General features: G+C 72.3%; 18 protein-coding genes. 4 read left to right on the forward strand and 14 right to left on the reverse strand.

Features of this window, described 5'->3' with window-relative positions:
• Positions 1–221: 221 nt before the first annotated feature.
• On the reverse strand, positions 222–1487 hold the full coding sequence (locus AB0F04_RS18570; protein WP_362042766.1) for an AI-2E family transporter: 1266 nt from the start codon (positions 1485–1487) through the stop codon (positions 222–224).
• Between the two features lie 249 nt (positions 1488–1736).
• Positions 1737–1931, reverse strand: a complete 195-nt coding sequence (locus AB0F04_RS18575) for a DUF3046 domain-containing protein (protein WP_053671060.1) — start codon at positions 1929–1931, stop codon at positions 1737–1739.
• Between the two features lie 80 nt (positions 1932–2011).
• On the opposite strand from AB0F04_RS18575, the gene AB0F04_RS18580 reads away from it, so the two are divergent.
• Positions 2012–2956, forward strand: coding sequence for a hypothetical protein (locus AB0F04_RS18580; protein ID WP_362042767.1), 945 nt, complete (start codon positions 2012–2014; stop codon positions 2954–2956).
• On the opposite strand, the gene AB0F04_RS18585 is transcribed toward AB0F04_RS18580, so the two are convergent.
• The 3 genes from AB0F04_RS18585 to AB0F04_RS18595 are packed head-to-tail and all read right to left on the reverse strand — an operon-like array spanning position 2957 to position 4841.
• Positions 2957–3268, reverse strand: coding sequence for an AzlD domain-containing protein (locus AB0F04_RS18585; protein ID WP_362042769.1), 312 nt, complete (start codon positions 3266–3268; stop codon positions 2957–2959).
• The gene (locus AB0F04_RS18590) at positions 3265–3987 is read right to left on the reverse strand and encodes an AzlC family ABC transporter permease (protein WP_362042771.1); all 723 of its coding nucleotides are present in this window, start codon (positions 3985–3987) and stop codon (positions 3265–3267) included. Before AB0F04_RS18590 ends, AB0F04_RS18585 begins: the two co-directional genes overlap by 4 nt.
• Before the next feature lie 23 nt (positions 3988–4010).
• Complete coding sequence (locus AB0F04_RS18595) at positions 4011–4841, reverse strand: AraC family transcriptional regulator (protein WP_362042773.1); 831 nt, start codon at positions 4839–4841, stop codon at positions 4011–4013.
• A 254-nt stretch (positions 4842–5095) separates the two neighbouring features.
• Here AB0F04_RS18595 and AB0F04_RS18600 point away from each other — a divergent pair, with 254 nt between their 5' ends.
• The 3 genes from AB0F04_RS18600 to AB0F04_RS18610 are packed head-to-tail and all read left to right on the forward strand — an operon-like array spanning position 5096 to position 11687.
• Complete coding sequence (locus AB0F04_RS18600; protein WP_362042775.1) at positions 5096–10012, forward strand: ATP-dependent helicase; 4917 nt, start codon at positions 5096–5098, stop codon at positions 10010–10012.
• 56 nt (positions 10013–10068) lie between these two features.
• A complete protein-coding gene (locus AB0F04_RS18605) occupies positions 10069–10890 on the forward strand; it encodes a DNA-formamidopyrimidine glycosylase family protein (RefSeq protein ID WP_362042776.1) in 822 nt (273 codons plus the stop codon).
• Between the two features lie 32 nt (positions 10891–10922).
• Positions 10923–11687, forward strand: coding sequence for an SDR family NAD(P)-dependent oxidoreductase (locus AB0F04_RS18610; protein ID WP_362042777.1), 765 nt, complete (start codon positions 10923–10925; stop codon positions 11685–11687).
• Positions 11688–11791: 104 nt separating this feature from the next.
• Here the strand turns inward: AB0F04_RS18610 and AB0F04_RS18615 are convergent, their stop codons facing one another.
• The 9 genes from AB0F04_RS18615 to AB0F04_RS18655 all read right to left on the reverse strand — a co-directional run bounded on the left by AB0F04_RS18615 (position 11792) and on the right by AB0F04_RS18655 (position 21328).
• Positions 11792–12061: a hypothetical protein gene (locus tag AB0F04_RS18615; protein WP_362042834.1), complete on the reverse strand. Its 270-nt coding sequence runs from the start codon at positions 12059–12061 to the stop codon at positions 11792–11794.
• A 307-nt stretch (positions 12062–12368) separates the two neighbouring features.
• The gene (locus tag AB0F04_RS18620; RefSeq protein WP_362042836.1) at positions 12369–12839 is read right to left on the reverse strand and encodes a DNA starvation/stationary phase protection protein; all 471 of its coding nucleotides are present in this window, start codon (positions 12837–12839) and stop codon (positions 12369–12371) included.
• A gap of 276 nt (positions 12840–13115) precedes the next feature.
• Positions 13116–13496, reverse strand: coding sequence for a helix-turn-helix transcriptional regulator (locus AB0F04_RS18625; protein WP_033314530.1), 381 nt, complete (start codon positions 13494–13496; stop codon positions 13116–13118).
• Positions 13497–13605: 109 nt separating this feature from the next.
• Positions 13606–14151 carry a CinA family protein gene (locus AB0F04_RS18630; protein ID WP_362042779.1) on the reverse strand — a complete coding sequence of 182 codons (546 nt, stop codon included), beginning with the start codon at positions 14149–14151 and terminating at the stop codon, positions 13606–13608.
• Positions 14148–15065, reverse strand: a complete 918-nt coding sequence (gene pgsA, locus AB0F04_RS18635; RefSeq protein WP_362042780.1) for a CDP-diacylglycerol--glycerol-3-phosphate 3-phosphatidyltransferase — start codon at positions 15063–15065, stop codon at positions 14148–14150. The genes AB0F04_RS18630 and pgsA overlap by 4 nt, the downstream gene beginning before the upstream one ends.
• Positions 15062–16561, reverse strand: coding sequence for a 30S ribosomal protein S12 methylthiotransferase RimO (rimO, locus tag AB0F04_RS18640; RefSeq protein WP_362042782.1), 1500 nt, complete (start codon positions 16559–16561; stop codon positions 15062–15064). The genes pgsA and rimO overlap by 4 nt, the downstream gene beginning before the upstream one ends.
• Before the next feature lie 93 nt (positions 16562–16654).
• Positions 16655–17503 carry a RodZ domain-containing protein gene (locus AB0F04_RS18645; RefSeq protein WP_362042784.1) on the reverse strand — a complete coding sequence of 283 codons (849 nt, stop codon included), beginning with the start codon at positions 17501–17503 and terminating at the stop codon, positions 16655–16657.
• Between the two features lie 261 nt (positions 17504–17764).
• Positions 17765–20521 carry a DNA translocase FtsK gene (locus tag AB0F04_RS18650; RefSeq protein WP_362042785.1) on the reverse strand — a complete coding sequence of 919 codons (2757 nt, stop codon included), beginning with the start codon at positions 20519–20521 and terminating at the stop codon, positions 17765–17767.
• Between the two features lie 126 nt (positions 20522–20647).
• Positions 20648–21328 carry a response regulator gene (locus tag AB0F04_RS18655; protein ID WP_190054023.1) on the reverse strand — a complete coding sequence of 227 codons (681 nt, stop codon included), beginning with the start codon at positions 21326–21328 and terminating at the stop codon, positions 20648–20650.
• Positions 21329–21423 lie beyond the last annotated feature (95 nt).

Below are 21423 nucleotides of genomic sequence, written 5' to 3' on the forward strand. Positions count from 1 at the left end.
AGTACGTCGAAATGCCCTTCGTTGAGCCTCGCCGGTGCCTCCATGAGAATGGATGTTCGAATTTGGTGTCAAGCGCACCACGCGGCACACCCGGGGCCGGGGCGGGTGCCGTCCGTTGCGTGTCCGTGCACCTGCTGTGGCCTTCCCCCGAAGGCCGGTCCCACGCCTCGGGCGCGCTGCCGCCCGGCGCCGGCGTGCTGATCAGATCGCCGGCGGCACGGTCAGGAGGAGTTCTGCCCCGGCCCCCGGCCCTCGGGCCGCTCCGCCTCGCGGCGCCGACCCCACAGCCCCCTCGCACGCGTGAGCAGGCCCGGCCCCTCCCCCCGTCGCCGGTGGCCGTGCACGCGGGGGTCGTCCGTGACGTCGTAGCGCTTCACGTAGGCCCCGAGGAAGGCCTGGAGCGTGGCGATGGCGGGGATGGCGATCAGCGCGCCGACCGCGCCGAGGAGGGCGGTGCCGGCGATGACCGAACCGAAGGCGACGGCGGGGTGGATGTCGACGGTTTTGGAGGTCAGCTTGGGCTGCAGGACGTAATTCTCGAACTGCTGGTAGATCACGACGAAGACCAGCACCCACAGCGCGTACCAGGGGTCCACCGTGAACGCGATCAGCATGGGCAGGGCGCCCGCGAGGTACGTGCCGATGGTGGGGATGAACTGCGACACCAGACCCACCCACACGGCGAGCACGGGCGCGTAGGGCACGTCGAGGGCCTGGAGCAGGACGAAGTGCGCCACGCCGGAGATCAGCGCCATCAGGCCGCGGGAGTAGATGTAGCCGCCGGTCTTGTTCACGGCGATCTCCCACGCGCGCAGCACCTCCGCCTGGCGGGCGGGCGGCAGGACCGAGCAGATCGCGCGGCGCAGTCGCGGGCCGTCCGCGGCGAAGTAGAACGAGAACAGGGCGATCGTGAGCAGCTGGAAGAGGCCTCCGATGACCTGGGCCGACACGTCCAGGACGCCCGTGGCGCTGTTCTGGACGTAGTTGCGCAGCCAGTCGGAGCGGAGCAGGCCCTCCTGGATGTCGACGCGCTTCAGGTCGGTCTTGAAGTGCGTGTTGATCCAGTGGATGACGGAGTCGAGGTACGCGGGGAAGCCTTCGATCAGTTTGATGATCTGGTCCGCGAGGACGGAACCGAGCAGGGTGACGAAACCTGCCGAGACGATCATCACGCCGATGAAGACGATGAACGCGGCGAGCCCTCTGCGCAAGCCGCGTGAGGCCATCCAGCTCACCGCGGGTTCTATGGCGAGGGCCAGGAAGAACGCGATGAGGATGTTGACGAGCAGACCGGTGAGCTGGTGGAAGGCCCAGCTGCCCAGCTGGAACACCGCGACGAGGGCGAGCGCGAGCACCATGGCGCGGGGCAGCCAGCGCGGCATACGGCCGTTCGTCCCGGCCCCGCCGGCCGGGGGACGCGCAGGCGGTGTCGTACCGGAAGCTGAGGACTGCTGGGCTGCCTGGCCGGTCTCGTCAGTGGGTGCCACGGTCCAAGTCTCGCCCACGCCACCGACAGCCGTCTGCCCGGCTGCGATCTTCGTGACCGGTCAGCGCCGTCCCGGCCGGGCCGGGCGGTTCGGCCGACGCTCCCCTGGGCCGGACGCCCGGCCCGGCCGGTGGTTCCCGAGGCCGGCCTGCCTCCTCGGCCGACGCTCTCCGGGGCTCACCGGCGCTCACCGGCGCTCACCGGCGCTCACCGGCGCTCACCGGCGCTCACCGGCGCTCACCGGCAACGGTCAGCGCCTCTCCCGGGGTACGTCCATCACCGAGCAGACCACCTGCCAGACCTCTTTGGCGTCCCAGCCGGCCGCCAGTGCCTCGTGCACCGTGCGCCCGCCGAGCTCGGACATCACATGGTCACGCGCGAACGTTTCGGCGTAGCCAGGACCGAAGTGCTCCGCCATTCGCTGCCAGAAGACCGTCAACCGCATGACTCCAGTATCCCGCCCCTGGGGGTGGGCCTGAGCCGGGACCGCCTGCCGGCGCCACTTCGCGCCCTACGGTCTGACCCATGGCCGAAACAGGAGCTACCGAACTTCCCCCGACACCCGCGCCGCACAGCCCCGTCACGCGCGCGGAGCGTTTCGTCTGGCTCACCGCGCGCGTGCTCGAGCAGCGCCGCTTCGCCCACCACTTCCGGGGCGCCGCCGCGGATCCGGTGGAGACCGCCCTGGACGCCTACCGCAACGAGGACGGCGGCTACGGCCACGCGCTGGAGCCCGATCTGCGCGGCCCGGTCAGCCAGCCGCTGCACACCGCGCACGCGCTGCGGGTGCTGGACGCGGTCGGACGGTGCGCCGGCCAGCGGGTGGAACGCATGTGCCGCTACCTGACGTCCGTCTCGACCGCGGACGGCGCCCTCCCGGCGGTCCACCCCAGCCAGCGCGGTTATCCCACGGCCCCCTTCGTGACGGTGGTGGACGATCCGCCCAGCGACCTGCTGGCCACCGGGCCGGTGGTGGGCCTGCTGCACCGCAACGAGGTGTGGCACGCCTGGCTCTTCCGGGCCACGGACTTCTGCTGGCGGGCGGTCGAGTCCCTGGAGACGTCGCACCCGTACGAGATCGAGGCGGCCGTGGTCTTCCTGGACTCCGCCCCGGACCGTCCGCGCGCGCAGGCGGCCGCCGACCGTCTCGGCCGTCTGGTCCGCAAGCAGCGCCTCGCGGCCCTGGACCCCGAGCACCTGGACGACTGGCCGGTCTCTCCCGGCTACGCCCCGGGAGAGCACCATTTCCCGTACGACTACGCGCGGACACCGCGTTCACTCGCGCGCGCGTGGTTCACGGACGACGAGATGGCCCGGTCCCTGGACCACCTCGCGGCGCAGCAGCAGGAGGACGGCGGCTGGCCCGTCCGGTGGCGCCACTGGGCCCCGGCCCCCGCCCTGGAGGCACGCCCGCTCGTGACGATCGAGGCCCTGCGCGTGCTCGGCGCGTACGGCCGCGTCATCGACTGATCATCCCGCCCCCATGGCCCGCACCCCCGCGGTCACCAGCACGGCCGCGGCGACGACGAGGAGGAACGGGGCACGCAGCACCAGCGCCACGGCCGCGGCGGCGAGCCCGGCGGCCCTGGCGTCCAGCACCAGCGTCTGCCCGTCGGCGAAGGTCTGCTGGGCGGTGAGGGCCGCCAGCAACGCGACGGGCAGCAGGGCGGCGAGACGCTTGACCAGGGGCCGCTCCAGGGTCCCTGCGGGCACGAGGAGGCCCACCAGCTTGACCGCGTAGCACCCGAGGGCGGTCGCACCGATCGCGATCCAGACGTTCACCGCGCGTCCCCCTGTCCCTTGCGCCGACCGTCCGCCCACAGCACCACCGGCGCCGCCAGCGCGGCCAGCAGCACCGGCACTCCGGCGGGCAGCACGGGCAGCAGTCCGAGCCCCAGCAGCACGGCGAGCCCGGCGACGGCACGCTCGGTGCCGGTCTTGAGCATCGGCGCGAGCAGTGCGAGGAACACCGCGGGCCCGGCGGCGTCCAGGCCCCATGCCTCGGTGTCGCCGATCGCCTCGGCGCCCAGGGCCCCGAGCAGCGTGGTGAGGTTCCACAGGATGTACAGGCTCAGCCCGGTCACGACGAACCCGAGCCGCGCGGCACGCCGGGTGGGCTGGGCGAGCGCCACGGCGGCCGTCTCGTCGATCACCCACTGGGCGGCGAACGGCCGTACCGCGCGCGGGAGGGCCAGCAACTGCGACAGCCGCAGGCCGTAGAAGGCGTTCCGCACCCCCAGGAAGAAGGCGCCGGCGGCCGCGGTGAAGGGGCTGCCCCCGGCCGCGAGAGCCCCCACGAGGGCGAACTGGGACGCCCCGGTGAACACCAGAAGACTGAGCGCGCACGTCTGCAGCGGCGTGAGTCCGCCGCCGGCCGATGTCACGCCGAAGGCGAAGCCGGAGAGCCCCACGGCCACCCCGACGCCGAGGGCGTCGCGCACGACCGCCCGATCCGTCTTCCCACCGATGTCTGCGTCTTCGAGAACTGTCCGATCTGCCACGCCCCGCACGCTACGGGCGGCGGCTACCTGAGGTCTTGTACGTTCTTGCGCTCCCGCTGGTAGGCCCCGGGAGGCACGCCGACCATCCGGCTGAAGTGCCGGTTGAGATGCGGTTGGTCGGTGAACCCCACGGCCACGGCCGCCTCGGACGGAGTCGTCCCCATGTCCAGCAGCCGCCGCGCCCGCCGTACGCGCGCATCCGTGAGCCACGCGTGCGGTGGCATCCCGTAGGTGTTCCGGAAGGCCCGCAGCAGGGCGAACGGGCTGGTCCCGAGGTCGGCCGCCAGCCGCTCCAGGGTCGGCGGACGTGCCATCCGCTCCTCCAGCACGCCACGCGCGCGTGCCGCGATCCGGGCTCCCGCCGTCCGCACCTCCCGCCGCGGCACGAGCCCGCCGTTCAACCGCAGCAGCCTGGTCACGGCGACCCGCAGGAGCGTGTCCGCGGCCAGCGCGTTGCCCTCGTCGGCGGCCCGCAGCACCTGGTGCACCAGTCCCGCGGCACAGGGGTCGTCCACCACCGGGCTGACGAATCCCGGTGTCCCGCGCAGTCCGGTCGTCTCGGCCGCGATCTCGGCGACCACGTGGGGCGGCGGGTACACCGCCCCGTACCGCCAGCCTTCGGGCACCCCCGCCCGTCCGGTGTGCGGCGTATCGGGATTCACCAGTGCGAGAGCCCCGGCTCCCGCGTACTGGTCGCCCCCGCCGTGGTGGAACACCTCCACGCCGTCGGCGATGGCGGCGATCACGAAGTTCTCGTGCGTGTGCCGCACGAACGTCTTGTGCACGTACCGGGCCCGCAGCAGATCGACTCCGGGCAGCTCGTCGTACTGCCAGTGCCGTGCGCGCTCGTCCATACGACCATTGTCCGCGGCCTCGGACGCCCCGGCGCCCCCTCGGCCCGGCGCACCCCCTCGGCCCGGCGCCCCCTCGGCCCGGCGCGCCCCCTCGGCCCGGCGCCCCCTCGGCCCGGCGCACCCCCTCGGCCGGGCGGTAGCCCCTCTCGGCCGGGCGGTATCCCCCCTCGGCCCGGCGGTGGTCCCTCGCGGCGAAACGGCAGGCCGCGAGGCGTCGAGGTCCCGTTGTCAGTGCCGAGGTGCACGATGGACGCATGCCCAGCAATGCGCAGCGAGCCCTGGACGGCTTCTCCCCCGCGACCCGAGCCTGGTTCACGGGTGCCTTCTCCGCGCCCACCTCGGCCCAGGCCGGCGCGTGGCAGGCCATCCACGAGGGCTCGGACGTGCTGGTCGTGGCCCCCACCGGCTCCGGCAAGACCCTGGCGGCATTCCTGGCGGCCCTCGACCAGCTGGCCTCGGCGCCTCCCCCGGCCGACCCCAAGAAGCGCTGCCGTGTCCTGTACGTCTCCCCGCTGAAGGCCCTGGCGGTGGACGTCGAGCGCAACCTGCGCAGCCCGCTGACGGGCATCCGGCAGGAGTCGGTGCGCCTCGGCCTGCCCGAACCCGAGGTCAAGGTCGGCATCCGGTCGGGCGACACCCCCGCCGCCGAGCGCCGCGCCCTGTCGACCCGCCCGCCGGACATCCTGATCACGACCCCGGAATCGCTGTTCCTGATGCTGACGTCGGCCACACGCGACGCGCTGGCGGGCGTGGAGACGGTGATCCTCGACGAGGTGCACGCGGTCGCCGGCACCAAGCGCGGCGCCCACCTCGCGCTCTCCCTGGAGCGGCTGGACGAGCTGCTGCCGAAGCCCGCCCGCCGCATCGGCCTCTCCGCGACGGTCCGACCGGTGGACGAGGTGGCCCGTTTCCTCTCGCCCCGCCGCAAGGTGGAGATCGTCCAGCCGGAGTCCGGCAAGGAGTTCGACCTGTCCGTGGTCGTCCCGGTGGAGGATCTGGGCGAGCTGGGCGGCTCCCCGGTCGCGGACGGCCAGGAAGGCGCCGAGCGCCCGTCCATCTGGCCGCATGTGGAGGAGCGGATCGCCGACCTCGTCCAGTCCCACCGCTCCACGATCGTCTTCGCCAACTCCCGCCGCCTCGCGGAGCGCCTCTGCAACCGGCTGAACGAGATCGCGTACGAGCGGGCCACCGGCGAGCCCCTCGACGAGCACCACGCCCCGGCCGAACTCATGGGCGGCTCGGGAGCGGCGCAGGGTGCCCCCCAGGTCATCGCCCGCGCCCACCACGGCTCGGTGTCCAAGGAGCAGCGCGCCCTGGTCGAGGAGGACCTCAAGGCGGGCCGCCTGCCCGCGGTCGTGGCGACGTCCAGCCTCGAACTGGGCATCGACATGGGTGCGGTGGACCTCGTGGTGCAGGTGGAATCGCCGCCCTCCGTCGCCTCCGGCCTGCAGCGCGTCGGCCGGGCGGGGCACCAGGTGGGCGCGGTCTCCACCGGTGTGGTCTTCCCGAAGTACCGGGGCGACCTGGTGCAGGCGGCGGTGGTCACCGAGCGGATGCGCACCGGCTCCATCGAGTCCCTCAAGGTCCCGGCCAACCCCCTGGACGTCCTGGCACAGCAGGTGGTCGCCATGACGGCCCTGGACACCTGGCAGTTCGACGACCTCCTCGCCGCCGTCCGCCGGGCCGCCCCCTTCGCCTCCCTTCCCGAGTCGGCCTTCACGGCGGTCCTCGACATGCTGGCGGGCCGCTACCCGTCCGACGCGTTCGCGGAGCTGCGCCCGCGCGTGGTGTGGGACCGGGTCACCGGCGAGATCACCGGCCGCCCCGGCGCACAGCGCCTCGCCGTCACCTCCGGGGGCACGATCCCCGACCGCGGTCTCTTCGGCGTCTTCCTCGCGGGCTCCGACCCCAAGAAGGGCGGCGGCCGGGTCGGCGAGCTCGACGAGGAGATGGTCTACGAGTCCCGTGTCGGCGACGTCTTCACCCTCGGCACCAGTTCCTGGCGCATCGAGGACATCACCCGCGACCGTGTCCTGGTCTCCCCCGCCCCGGGCGTGCCGGGCCGGCTGCCCTTCTGGAAGGGCGACCAGCTGGGCCGCCCCCTGGAACTGGGCCGCGCGCTGGGCGCGTTCCTGCGCGAGGTGGGATCCCTGCCCGAGGACGACGCCCGCCTCCGGCTCCTCGCCGCCGGGCTGGACGCGTGGGCGGCGGACAACGTGCTGTCGTACCTGAACGAGCAGCGCGAGGCCTGCGGTCACGTCCCGGACGACCGGACGATCGTCGTGGAGCGCTTCCGCGACGAGCTCGGCGACTGGCGCGTGGTCGTGCACTCGCCCTTCGGGGCCCAGGTGCACGCCCCCTGGGCGCTCGCGCTCGGCGCCAAGCTCTCCGAGCGGTACGGCATGGACGCGCAGGTCATGCACGCCGACGACGGCATCGTGCTGCGCCTGCCGGACGCCGACCTCATGGGCCTGGACCTGCTGGACCAGGAGCCGGTCACGATGGGCCGCGAGTACGACGCCGAGCAGGCCCCGGTGGGCGCGGCGGACGTCGTCTTCGACAAGGGCGAGGTCGACCAGGTCGTCACCGACCAGGTGGGCAGTTCGGCCCTGTTCGCCTCCCGCTTCCGCGAGTGCGCCGCCCGTGCGCTGCTGCTGCCGCGCCGCAACCCGGGCAAGCGCACGCCGCTGTGGCAGCAGCGGCAGCGCGCCTCGCAGCTGCTGCAGGTGGCGAGCGAGTTCGGCTCGTTCCCGATCGTCCTGGAGGCCGTCCGCGAGTGTCTCCAGGACGTCTTCGACGTGCCCGGCCTCGTCGAGCTGATGGGTGACCTGGAGTCCCGCAAGGTGCGCCTGGTCGAGGTCACCACCGCCGAACCGTCCCCCTTCGCGCGCTCGCTCCTTTTCGGCTACGTCGCCCAGTTCCTGTACGAGGGTGACTCCCCGCTGGCCGAGCGCCGCGCCGCCGCCCTGTCGCTGGACTCGCGGCTGCTGGCCGAGCTGCTGGGCCAGGCGGAACTGCGCGAGCTGCTCGACGCGGAGGTGCTGACCGAGCTGGAGCGGGAGCTGCAGTGGCTGACCGAGGACCGCCGCGTCAAGGACGCCGAGGGCGTCGCGGACCTGCTGCGCCTGCTCGGCCCGCTCACGGACGCGGAGCTCTCCGAGCGGGGCGCCGAGCCGCAGTGGGCGCAGGAGCTCGCCGGTGCCCGCCGCGCCATCCGGGTCAGGATCGCCGGCGCGGACCACTGGGCGGCGATCGAGGACGCGGGCCGCCTGCGCGACGCGCTGGGCACGGCCCTGCCGGTCGGCGTCCCGGAGGCCTTCACGGAGCCCGTGAAGGATCCGCTGGGCGATCTCCTCGCGCGCTACGCCCGTACCCACGGCCCGTTCACCTCGGCCACGGCCGCCGCGCGCTTCGGACTGGGCGTCGCCGTCACCGAGGGCGCCCTCCAGCGGCTCGCCGCGGCGGGCCGGGTCGTCCAGGGCGAGTTCCACCCGGCCGGGATCGGCCAGGAGTGGTGTGACGCGGCGGTGCTGCGCCGGCTGCGCCGCCGCTCCCTGGCAGCCCTGCGGCACGAGCTGGAGCCGGTGCCACCGGCCGCACTGGCCCAGTTCCTCCCTCAGTGGCAGCACATCGGCAAGGGGCACTCCCTGCGCGGCATCGACGGACTGGTCCGTGCCATCGAGCAGCTCCAGGGCGCGTCCGTGCCGGCCTCCGCCCTGGAGAAGCTGGTGCTGCCCTCCCGTGTCGTGAACTACACCCCGGGGATGCTGGACGAGCTGACCGCGGCCGGAGAGGTGGTCTGGGCCGGGGCGGGCTCCCTCCCGGGCAAGGACGGCTGGGTCTCCCTCTATCTGGCGGACGCGGCCCCCCTGCTCCTGCCGCCCCCGCACCCCCTGGAGCTGACCGCCCTGCACCAGTCCGTCCTGGACACCCTGTCCGGCGGCTACGGCCTGTTCTTCCGGCAGATCGCCGATCAGGTCCGCGCCACCACCCATCCCGAGGCCGGCGATCCCCAGCTGGCCGATGTCCTGTGGGACCTCGCCTGGTCCGGCCGCCTGACGAACGACACCCTCGCCCCGATGCGCTCCCTGCTCGGCTCGGGCCGCACCGCCGGGTCGACGGCCCACCGCGCCAAGCGCGCCGTCCCGCGCGGCCGCTACGGCTCCCTGACCGCCGCGGCCCGGACCTCGTCCCGCTCAGGCCCGCCGACGGTGGCCGGCCGCTGGTCGCTGCTCCCGGCCCACGAACCCGACCCCACCGTGCGGGCCCACGCCCTCGCCCGCACCCTCCTCGACCGGCACGGCGTGGTCACCAGAGGCGCTGTCTCGGCGGAGGGCGTCGAGGGCGGCTTCTCGGCGACGTACCGCGTCCTGTCCGTCTTCGAGGAGAGCGGCCAGGCCCGCCGCGGCTATGTGGTGGAGGGTCTCGGCGCCGCACAGTTCGCGATGGACGGAGCGGTGGACCGCCTGCGCGCGGTGTCGAACGCCCGCGACCGAGGCGCGGACCTGCCCGGCCCGCTTCCCGGCCCGGAACCCGACCCGTTCTCCGCCCATGACTTCGCCGCCCCGGACGACGCGGCCCCGTCCTTCGGGCACACCGACGACCGCGGTCCTGACGGCTTCTCCCAGATGGCCCCCTCGTACGACACCCAAGAGCCGTCCCCGGACGAGTGGGTCTCGCCACGCGACCGCTCCCCGCAGGCCGCCCCGTCCTGGCAGAACGGCGGCCGTGCCGGGTACGACCCGGGCTTCGCGGGCCGCCGCACCCGCCCCGGCGGCGCCTCCAGGGCCGTCGTTCTCGCCGCCGCCGACCCGGCGAGCGCGTACGGCGCCGCCCTGCCCTGGCCCGAACCCCCGGACGGCGCCGGGCACAAGCCGGGCCGTAAAGCGGGCTCCCTCGTGGTCCTGGTCGACGGTGAGCTGACGCTCTACATGGAGCGCGGCGGTAAGACCCTGCTGGCCTGGCCCGCCCACCCGGACGGTGATCCCGCCGACGACCCCCGCCTGCACAGCGCCGCCGAAGCCCTCGCCGAGGCAGCCCGCGCGGGTTCGCTCGGCACGGTCACGGTGGAGCGCGTCAACGGCGCCCAGGCCCTCACCTCCCCCCTCGGCACCCTCCTGGAGGGCGCAGGTTTCATCGCGACCCCCCGAGGACTGCGCCTGCGTGCATGAACAGCCGGCCACAGCCACTCCGGCCGAGGGCGCGGCCTTCGTGCCACCCTTGACCCATGCCCGAAGGTGACACGGTCTGGCAGGCCGCGAGGCGGTTGGACGAGGCCCTCGCGGGCAGGGTGCTGACCCGAAGCGACCTCAGGGTGCCCCGCTTCGCCACGGCCGATCTGACGGGCCGCGCGGTCCTTGACGTCATCGCCCGCGGCAAGCACCTCCTCACGCGCATCGAGGGCGGCCTGACCCTCCACTCCCACCTGCGGATGGACGGCTCGTGGAAGGTGTACGGGAACGGCCAGCGCTGGAGCGGCGGTCCCGGCCATCAGATCCGCGCGATCCTCGGCAACACCGACCGCACGGCCGTCGGCTACCGCCTGCCCGTCCTGGAACTCCTGCGCACGGCAGACGAGCATCGCGCGGTCGGCCATCTCGGCCCCGACCTCCTCGGCCCGGACTGGGACCCCGACCAGGCCCTCGCCAACATCCTCCAGGACCCCGCCCGCGAACTCGGCGAGGCCCTCCTCGACCAGCGCAACCTCGCGGGCATCGGCAATGTGTACAAGAGCGAGCTCTGCTTCCTGCTGGGGGTCACCCCCTGGCTCCCGGCCGGTGCCCTGCCCGCCGACCGCGCCGAGAAGCTGCCCGCGCTCGCCAAGAGGCTGCTGGAGGCCAACCGCGACCGCCCGATCCGCAGCACGACGGGCCGCCGCGGCCAGGACCTCTTCGTCTACGGCCGGGCCCCCCGCCCCTGCCTCCGGTGCCGCACCTCGGTCCGTGTCGCGGACCAGGGCGACGGCTCCCGCGAACGCCCCACCTACTGGTGCCCCACCTGCCAGCCGGGCCCCGCCCCGGCCACCACCCGGCGCCGCCGCACCAATTGACGATCCGTCAGATACGCTCGTACGGTCCCTGTATGCCCGTCACGGCGTACGACCTCACCGGCCGCACCGTCTTCGTCACCGGCGCGGCGAGCGGCATCGGCCGCGCCTCGGCCCTCCTGCTCGCCGATTCGGGGGCGACGGTGCACTGCGCCGACCGTGACGCCGGAGGCCTGCACGAGACGGCGCACCTGATCGCGGACAGCGGCGGCACCGCCCGCACCCACCTTCTCGACGTGACCGACCGGCCCGGGCTGAAGCAGGCCCTCACCTCCTGCGAGCGCCTGGACGCGCTGGCCGCGGTCGCCGGGATCATGCACAGCAGTCCGGTGCTGGAGACCCGGGACGAGGACCTCGACCGCGTGCTCGCCGTGAACTTCAAGGGAGTGCTGTACGCCTGCCAGGAGGCGGCCCGCCTGATGATCTCCCACGGCACCCGGGGCAGCATCGTCACCATGGCCTCCGGCGCCGTCGACACCGGCGGCCCCGGGCTGCTCTGCTACGGCGTGGCCAAGGCGGCGGTGGTCCAGCTGACGAAGACCCTCGCGACGGAGCTGGGCCGGCACGGCATCCGCGTCAACGCGGTCGCTCCGGGCTGGATCCGTACGCCGATGACCGATCGCCACGACAGTGCGTCCCGGGCGCGCACGGAGTCCGCCATGGCCCGCTTGTCACCCCTGGGCCGTGTGGGCGAGCCCGAGGACATCGCCCATGCGATCCTCCACCTGGTCTCCGACGCCTCGGCCTTCACCACAGGCCAGATCCTCCGCCCGAACGGGGGCGTGGCGATGCCGTGGTAGGACTCCCCCGCCCATCCCCCTGCACCACACCCGACCTCAGCCCCACCACCGGCGCCCCGACGAGGCCGTGGCCATGCCGCAGTGGATCGCCCCCGCCCCTCCCCCTACACCGCCCCCGACTTGCCCCCGGCCGCACCACCCCCGGCTCCCCAGATCCTCCGCAGCCGCCCCGCCCCCACAACCCCTCGCGCCTGCTCCTTGGGCACGCAGTGCACCGGCAGCACGCTCAGGCCCCACCCCCCGGCGGCGACCGCCGCCTCCAGCACCCCCGCATCCGGCACAGCCACCAGTCGGAGCACCGCCCACCACCACAGCACCCCCAGCCCGAGCGCCGCTCCCCGCACTCCCCAGTGCCGGCTCCCCCAGCCCGCTATCCCCGCCACGGCGGCCACCTCCGGCCCGACGCTATGCCGCTGCCCGGAATCGCCGACAGGGCGCACCACGGGCACACGGGCGCACCGCGCACACCTGTCGGGCCGCGCGCCTCTCTCAGCCCGCGCACGCGCAGACCGACTGCGCCGCCCAGCCGTCCGAGCCGAGCGGCGCCACCACCCCTCAAGGTCCTACGAGACCCACGCCCTATACGGGCCCCATGAAACCCATGACATACACCAGGCGCACGAAGCCCACCTGACCCAGTCGGCCCGCCCGTCCCGTCGCCCGTCCCCGCGCCCGCTGCCGTCACCCGTTCTCGGCCTGGAACATCCAGTGGTGCTTCTCCAGGTCCGCCGTGATCCCGATGAAGATGTCCTGGCTCACCGGATCCGGCTCGCCGGTCGACTCGACCCGCTCCCGCATCCGCGCGATCACCGCCCCCAGCGCCTCGACCAGCGTCCCCACGGCGGTCGTGTCGTCGACCCAGCCCTCAGGCGTCACGCCGATCCCGCTGCCGACGGCCACCGTCGCGGCACGCCCGTCGGGAGAGATGCCGAGAGCCGCGGCCCGTTCGGCCACGGTGTCGGAGTACCTCCGCGCGGTGTCGACGACTTCGTCGAGCTGGAGGTGCACGGAACGGAAGCGCGGCCCCACCACGTTCCAGTGGATCTGCTTCGCCACCAAGGCGAGATCCACCAGGTCGACCAGGGCACCCTGCAGCGCCTCGGACACGGTCTTCAGGTTCGCGTCCGTCAATGGGCTCTTCACGACGTACATCCGCACCTCCGAGGACTGCTCCGCCATCCCCTCAACGATGACCGCCGCACGCCACACCGGCAAACGCACACAGACCAGACACGGCGCTCGAATGACGGCACAGCCGGTCCCGGACGAGCGAAAGCCGGAGCCGGCCACACCAGCGGGAACCGGAGCCACGCAAGCGAAAACCCCGGGCGACACCCCTCCGGATCTCCCGGAGAGGCCGGCCGGGGCCTCACCACTTCTCAGCGCCTGATCGGCACCGTTCCTGTCATGCCACGCAGACGGACAACCTCACGCGGCGACGACGTCCACCGCTTCGGCCGGTGCCTTGATGGTCACCCGTTCCGGTGGCACGCCGGTCACCGAGACGGAACCCAGCATCGAGCGAACCGGCGTGGGTACAGGCTCGCTGGGGGTGGCCGCTGCAGACTGGGCCAGCTCGGCGAGGGCGAGCTCGTCGCTCACTTCCCGCATGAGCTCGGACATCCGTACGTCCAGCGCGTCGCAGATCGCGGAGAGCAGCTCGGAGGAAGCCTCCTTCTGCCCCCGCTCCACCTCGGAGAGATAGCCGAGTGAGACTCGGGCGGACGAGGAGACTTCGCGCAGAGTACGGCCCTGGCGCTGGCGCTGCCGACGCAGCACGTCACCCAGCAGGCGACGGAGCAGAATCATCGGTGGCTCCCTCCTCGGACCGCGTAGCCGCATCCATTACGCCCCACCGTACCGCCTTGCGCCGCGGCCGTGCGGGGAGCGATGTCGTGTTCACTCAGGGCTGCAAACATCAAAACCCCCCGTTCCGTTCCGTATCCTGTGCCCGCTCATTCCCAGTCTGTTCGCCCGCAAGCCCCTTCAGGAGCAGTGCGAGTACGCTCCGTACACTCTCTCTACGAATTTCCGCGCGGCCGCCGTTCAACCGCAGAGCCTCCACTTTTCCGCCGCCGGCAGAACCCGGATCCGCCGCGAAGGGGCCGTCCACGGCGACGAAGACCGTGCCGACGGGCTGCCCGTCCTGCGGCTCGGGGCCGGCGACACCGGTGGTCGCGATGCCCCAGTCGGTGCCGAGTGCCTTGCGCACGCCGGCCGCCATCTGTGCTGCGACCTGCGGATCCACCGCTCCCCGGGTCGCCAGCAGGGCGGCGTCCACGTCGAGCAGGTCGTGCTTCAGCTCGGTGGCGTAAGCGGTCACGGAGCCCCGGAACACCTTGGACGCTCCAGGGACGGACGTGATCTCCGCCGCAACGAGGCCACCGGTCAGCGACTCCGCGACAGCGAGCGTCTCGCCCTTCACCGTGAGTAGTCGCACCACGTCGGTGGCCGTGGAACTCACGCTTCCTTCTCCTCCAACGCGGCCTTGCGCTCGGCGATTCCCTGCCTGCGCAAGACAATGGCCTGTTTCACATAGTCGAGTCCGGTCACCACGGTCAGCACGACCGCCGCGGCCATCACCCACCACCGCAGGGTCGCCAGCCACCCCGTCAGCGCCAGGACGTACATGCCCACGGCCACGCCCTGGGTGAGCGTCTTCAGCTTGCCTCCGCGGCTGGCGGGAATGACGCCGTACCGGATGACCAGAAAACGCAGCAGGGTGATCCCGAGTTCCCTGCCGAGGATGACGCCGGTCACCCACCACGGCAGATCCCCGAGCGCGGAGAGACAGATCAGCGCCGCACCCATGATCGCCTTGTCGGCGATGGGGTCGGCGATCTTCCCGAAGTCGGTGACCAGGTTGTACGTGCGCGCCAGATGCCCGTCGAAGAGGTCGGTGATCATGGCGATCGCGAAGGCGGCCCAGGCGAAGGCCCGCCACGCCGGGTCGTAGCCGCCGTCGGCGAGCATCAGCGCGACGAAGGCCGGTACGAGCACCAGCCGCAGCATGGTCAGGAGATTGGCGATGTTCCAGACGCTCGCCTCGTTGACGGCTGCGGCAGCGATCTTCTTGCCCCGTGGGGTCTTCCCCTCGTCCTGGGCGCCGACGCCGGGGGTCTCCTCCAGGACGGGCTCACCGGCACCGGGCCCCGCGGCGGCAGCCCCGGCGGGCCCCACATCGGGACCGGATCCTGAACCGGCGGCCTCACCGTGCCCCGCGTCGGCCGTCGCAGCACGCCCCGCACCGGATGCCGAGCCCTCGGCCGACCGCGCGGACACCTGGCCCGAGGCCGCCGGAGGCGCGGCGGCCGCACCGGCCGCGGCCCTCCTCGCGCCGGAGGCGCCTCCCGCCGCGGATGCCGGGACACCGGTCATCTGCCCGCCTCCTCACTCCACGCAGGCGACGTGAGCGAGCCCTGCAACGGCTCGGCCACCAGGTCGACACCCTCCGTACCGACCACCTTCGCCTCGACCATACGGCCGATACGCAGACCCGTGCCGCTCGTGAGCAGCACCTGGCCGTCCGTCTCGGGCGCCTGGTGTTCGGCACGGCCGTACACGCCGTCCTCGTCGACGGACTCGACGAGGACCGTGACGGTCTGGCCGACCCGGTCCTCGGCACGCTGCGAGACGAGCTCCTCCGCCAGGCGCGAGATGTGGGCCAGCCGCTCGGCGACGACGTCCTCGTCGAGCTTGGTGTCGTAGGTCGCGGCCTCGGTGCCCTCCTCGTCGGAGTAGCCGAAGACGCCGATGGCGTCCAGCCGCGCGCCGTTCAGGAAGCGCTCCAGCTCGGCGAGGTCGGCCTCGCTCTCGCCGGGGAAGCCGACGATGAAGTTCGAGCGGACGCCGGCCTCCGGCGCCTTGCTCCGGATGGTGTCGAGGAGTTCCAGGAAGCGGTCGGTGTCGCCGAAGCGGCGCATCGCGCGCAGCACGCCGGGAGCGGAGTGCTGGAAGGACAGGTCGAAGTAGGGCGCGACCTTCGGGGTCGAGGTGAGCACGTCGATGAGGCCGGGCCGCATCTCGGCGGGCTGGAGGTAGCTGACGCGGACGCGCTCGATGCCGTCGACCTCGGCGAGCTCGGGAAGCAGCGACTCCAGCAGGCGGATGTCACCGAGGTCCTTGCCGTAGGAGGTGTTGTTCTCGGAGACCAGCATGACCTCCTTCACGCCCTGCTCGGCCAGCCACCGGGTCTCGTTCAGCACGTCGCTCGGGCGGCGGGAGATGAAGGAGCCGCGGAAGGACGGGATGGCGCAGAAGGAGCAGCGGCGGTCGCAGCCGGAGGCGAGCTTCACGGAGGCGACCGGCGAGCCGTCCAGGCGGCGGCGCAGGGGGGCACGCGGGCCGGAGGCCGGAGCGAGGCCCTCCGGAAGGTCCGTCGGCGCCACGGCGGGCTCGGCCGGGCCGTGGCCGGGCAGGGCGACCGCGGTGGCCGACTCCTGGCGCTCGGCGGGGCTGATCGGCAGCAGCTTGCGCCGGTCGCGCGGGGTGTGGGAGGCGTGGATTCCGCCGTTGAGGATGGTCTGCAGACGGTCCGAGATGTCCGAGTAGTCGTCGAAGCCGAGCACACCGTCGGCCTCGGGGAGGGCCTGGGCGAGCTCCTTGCCGTACCGCTCGGCCATGCAGCCCACCGCCACGACGGCCTGGGTTCTGCCGTGTCCCTTGAGGTCGTTGGCTTCGAGGAGGGCGTCGACGGAGTCCTTCTTGGCGGCTTCGACGAAGCCGCAGGTGTTCACGACGGCGACGTCCGCGTCCTCGGCGTCCTCCACGAGCTGCCAGCCGTCCGCCTCCAAACGGCCTGCGAGCTCCTCCGAGTCCACCTCGTTACGGGCGCAGCCAAGGGTGACGAGTGCGACGGTACGGCGTTCAGGCATGGGCTCAAGACTACTTCGTTCCGCTGACACCCCATGTCGACGGGGTTGGCCGTTTCCCGGCCAACCCCGTGTCAACTGGACCTTTCGGTCCGATCACCCGGCTTCGGGATCGCCCTTCGTGTACGTCAGGCGTTCGACGGACCCCGGCTGGAAGTCCTCCTCGATCTTCTTGCCGTTGACGAAGAGGTCGATCGCGCCGGCGTCCCCGAGGACGAGGTGGACCTTGGAGCTGTCCTGGAAGGTCTTGGTGTCGCCCTGCTGGAGAACGCCGTCGAAGATCATCCGGCCGTTGTGGTCCTTGGCGGCGATCCAGCTGCGGCCGTCGGCTGCGGCCACCCGGACGGTCACCTTGTCCTGCGGCGCGGCGGCGATGGCACTGTCCGACGGCTCGGGTTCGGGGTCGGCGGGCTTCTTGGTCTTGGTGGTCGGGGAGGCGGAGTCGCTGGGCGTGGAGCCCTCGGCCACGTTCGCCTCGCTGGAGCCGTCGTCGCCGCCCTGGAACATCGTGAAGCCGACGAAGCCGATCACTGCGACGATCGCGGCGACCATGGCGGCGGTCCAGTTGGGGCCCCGCCGCTCCGGACGGATGCGTTCCGCCTCGAAGAGGGGCGCTGCGGGGGTGGGCGCCGGCCGCCCGCCGTGCTCGTCGCCGTACTGGGCGAGCAGCGGCTCGGGGTCGAGGTGGACGGCCTTGGCCAGGGTCCTGATGTGCCCACGGGCGTAGACGTCCCCACCACAGGGGGAGAAGTCGTCCGCCTCGATCGCGTGCACGATGTTCATGCGGACCCGGGTGGCGCTACTGACGTCGTCGACGGTCAGCCCGGCGGCGATGCGAGCCTGCCGCAGGGCATGGCCGATGGAGGGGCGGGCTTCCTCGCGGTCTGATTCGACGTGCTCGTTTTCGAACGGACGCTCGTCTTCAGGGGAGTTGCCGATGGACACGGGGGCGCCTTTCGAGCGTGTAGCCGCCTGTGCTGGAAGTTCAGTCTAGGGGGGTACCAAAAGGGTGGGGCAACCGGGCGGTGTCACTTTGTACGCCATCGGAATGGCCCGACATTCCGATGGTGAGGTCGCTGTTCGTCGCTTCCCTCAACTTGACGTACACCGTAGGGAAACGGTTGCTCGATGATCCCTCACGGATGAGTCACGATCCGGACCCGTTTGCCGTAACGCCCCGTGCGGCGATCACCGTGTCCCGCCTCCCTAACCTTCAGACTCCCCCCGGATCAGGGCGAGCACGCCATCCAGTTCGTCAGGCTTCACAAGAACGTCACGAGCCTTCGAACCCTCGCTCGGTCCGACGATGTTCCGGGACTCCATCAAATCCATCAGCCGGCCGGCCTTGGCGAAACCGACGCGCAGCTTGCGCTGGAGCATGGACGTCGACCCGAACTGCGTGGAGACGACCAGTTCGGCCGCCTGGCACAGCAGGTCGAGGTCGTCGCCGATGTCCTCGTCGATCTCCTTCTTCTGCTTGGTGCCCACGACGACGTCGTCCCGGAAGACGGGCGTCATCTGGTCCTTGCAGTGCCGGACGACGCCCGCGATCTCCTCCTCGGTGACGAACGCGCCCTGCATACGGGTGGGTTTGTTGGCCCCCATGGGCAGGAACAGCCCGTCGCCCTTGCCGATGAGCTTCTCGGCGCCGGGCTGGTCGAGGATGACCCGCGAGTCGGCCAGCGACGACGTGGCGAACGCCAGTCGCGACGGCACGTTCGCCTTGATGAGGCCGGTGACGACGTCGACCGACGGTCGCTGCGTGGCGAGCACCAGGTGGATGCCGGCGGCGCGCGCGAGCTGCGTGATGCGCACGATCGCGTCCTCGACGTCCCGGGGCGCGACCATCATCAGGTCGGCGAGCTCGTCGACGATGACCAGCAGATACGGGTACGGCTGGAGCTCGCGCTCGCTGCCCTCGGGCGGTTTGACCTTGCCCTCGCACACGGCCTTGTTGAAGTCGTCGATGTGCCGGTAGCCGTAGGCCGCCAGGTCGTCGTAGCGCAGGTCCATCTCCCGCACGACCCACTGGAGCGCCTCGGCGGCCCGCTTGGGGTTGGTGATGATCGGCGTGATCAGGTGCGGGATGCCCTCGTACGCGGTCAGCTCGACCCGCTTGGGGTCGACCAGGATCATCCGGACGTCCTCGGGGGTCGCCCGCATCATGATCGAGGTGATCAGGCAGTTGATGCAGGACGACTTGCCGGAGCCGGTGGCGCCGGCGACCAGCATGTGCGGCATCTTCGCCAGGGAGTGCATGACGTAGCCGCCCTCGACGTCCTTGCCGAAGGCGACCAGCATCGGGTCGTCGTCCTCGGCCGACTCCGCCAGACGGAGTACGTCGCCGAGATTGACCATCTCGCGATCGGTGTTGGGGATCTCGATACCGACCGCGGACTTGCCGGGGATGGGGCTGATGATCCGCACGTCCGGGCTGGCGACGGCGTAGGCGATGTTCTTCGTCAGCGCGGTGATCCGCTCGACCTTCACGGCCGGGCCGAGCTCCACCTCGTAGCGCGTGACCGTCGGCCCCCGGGTGAAGCCGGTGACGCTGGCGTCCACCTTGAACTCGGTGAAGACCGTCGTCAGCGACTCGACGATGCGGTCGTTGGCGGCGCTGCGCGCCTTGCCCGGGCCGCCCCGCTCCAGCAGGTCCAGCGACGGCAGCGAGTACGTGATGTCGCCGGAGAGCTGGAGCTGCTCCGCACGTGCGGGCAGGTCGCGGGGTTCGGCGGGCGGCGCCTTGGTGAGGTCGCGGACGCCCGCCCTGGGCTTCTGCGGCTCGGGCTCGTCCTGCTCGGGCTTGCTGTCCTTCTTGAGCTTGTCCTGCTGCGGCCGGGCGGCCGGGACGGGCGTCGGTGTGGTCGCCTCCTGGTCCCCCACCCGTACGCCCTGGGTGAGGTCGGCGACGACCGGGGAGGGCGGCATGCCGTGCAGCACGGCTCCGTCGAGGGCGGCGGCGGCCGCCGCGGCGACGTCCACGGCGTCCCTGGGGCGGTCCATGTCGGGCTGCGGTACCGCCGAGCGGCGCGGACGGCCCCGGCGCCGCGTGAGCGCCTCCTGCTCGGCGCTGTCGGGGTCGTACGCCTCGGGCGCCGGCGTACGCCTGCCGCGCGGGCGCGCCGGCAGCGCCTCGCGCCACTGCTCCTCGTAGCGCTCGTCGTCGTCGGCGAAGACGAACTCGTCCTCGGCCGGGTCGCGGACGATCCCGAGACGCACCCCGAGCAGCCGCAGCCGCTGCGGGATGGCGTTGACCGGGGTGGCCGTGACGACCAGCAGCCCGAACACCGTCAGCAGCACGAGCAGCGGTACGGCGAGCACATCGCCCATGGCGTACGACAGCGGAGTGGCGACGGCCCAGCCGATGAGGCCGCCGGCGTCCCTTATGGCCTGCATCCCGTCGCCGCGCGCGGGTGAGCCGCACGCGACGTGGACCTGGCCGAGCACGCCGATCACGAGCGCGGACAGGCCGATGACGATCCGTCCGTTCGCCTCGGGCTTCTCCGGATGACGGATGAACCGCACGGCGACGACAGCGAGCAGTATCGGCACGAGCAGGTCGAGGCGGCCGAAGGCACCGGTCACCAGGATCTCGACCAGATCGCCCACGGGACCCTTGAGATCGGCCCAGGTGCCCGCGGCGACGATCAGCGCGATGCCGAGCAGCAGCAGGGCGACACCGTCCTTGCGGTGGGCCGGGTCGAGGTTCTTGGCGCCCTGCCCTATGCCCCGGAACACCGCGCCGACGGCGTGCGCCACGCCGAGCCAGACGGCGCGCACGAGCCGGTAGACGCCACCGGTGGGACTGGGGGCCGGTCTGGGCGCGACCTTCTTGGCCGCGGCCTTCCGGGCGGGCGCCCTTTTCGCGGGAGCCTTCTTGGCGGCGGCCTTCTTCGCCGGAGCCTTCGCGGCCGCCTTCTTCGCGGGAGGCGGCTTTCTGGCTGCGGAGGGACGTGAGGCCATGGGTGTGAGGTTACCGGGAGAGACGGCAGGGGACACGCGCGTCCACGGCTTCACCCGTTCGTGTCGCTTCGGAAGAGGCGCGAAACTGACGCGCGGTCATGGCGGGCAACCCCGCCCGCACGCGCGTCAGTTCTGCGAGGACACCGAGGACGTGCTCCCGGTGCCCGGCTCCAGCGCGTCCAGCGCCCGCCGCAACCCCGTGAGCTTGCGCTCCAGATGAGCCGCCGTGGCCACGGCGGCGGCGTCCGTCGACTCGTCGTTGAGCTGCTTGGTCAGCGCTTCGGCCTGCTCCTCGACGGCTGCGAGCCGCGCCGAGAGCTCCGCCAGCAGCCCGGCCGGCTCCTTGGCCTCGCCGCCCGCGTCCTTGCCGTTGCCCTCCAACTGCAGCCGCAGCAGGGACGCCTGCTCCCGCAGCTGGCAGTTCTTCATGTACAGCTCGACGAAGACGGAGACCTTCGCACGCAGCACCCACGGGTCGAACGGCTTGGAGATGTAGTCCACCGCGCCCGCCGCGTAGCCCCGGAAGGTGTGGTGCGGGCCGTGGTTGATCGCCGTGAGGAAAATGATCGGGATGTCCCGGGTCCGCTCACGGCGCTTGATGTGCGCCGCCGTCTCGAAGCCGTCCATACCCGGCATCTGGACATCCAGCAGGATGACCGCGAAGTCGTCCGTGAGCAGCGCTTTGAGCGCTTCCTCCCCGGACGATGCCCGCACCAGCGTCTGATCGAGCGCAGAGAGGATCGCCTCCAGCGCCAGCAGATTCTCCGGCCGGTCATCGACCAGGAGGATCTTGGCCTTCTGCACCATGGCCCGCCCTCCTCGCCCCGGCGTGGGGCCTCCCCTGTCCGCAGGACCTGCGACAGCACCGGTGGGTGCCGCCCCAGGGGACGACTCCCTTGCGC

This window comes from Streptomyces sp. NPDC029041 (assembly GCF_040637515.1).
GTDB lineage: Bacteria > Actinomycetota > Actinomycetes > Streptomycetales > Streptomycetaceae > Streptomyces.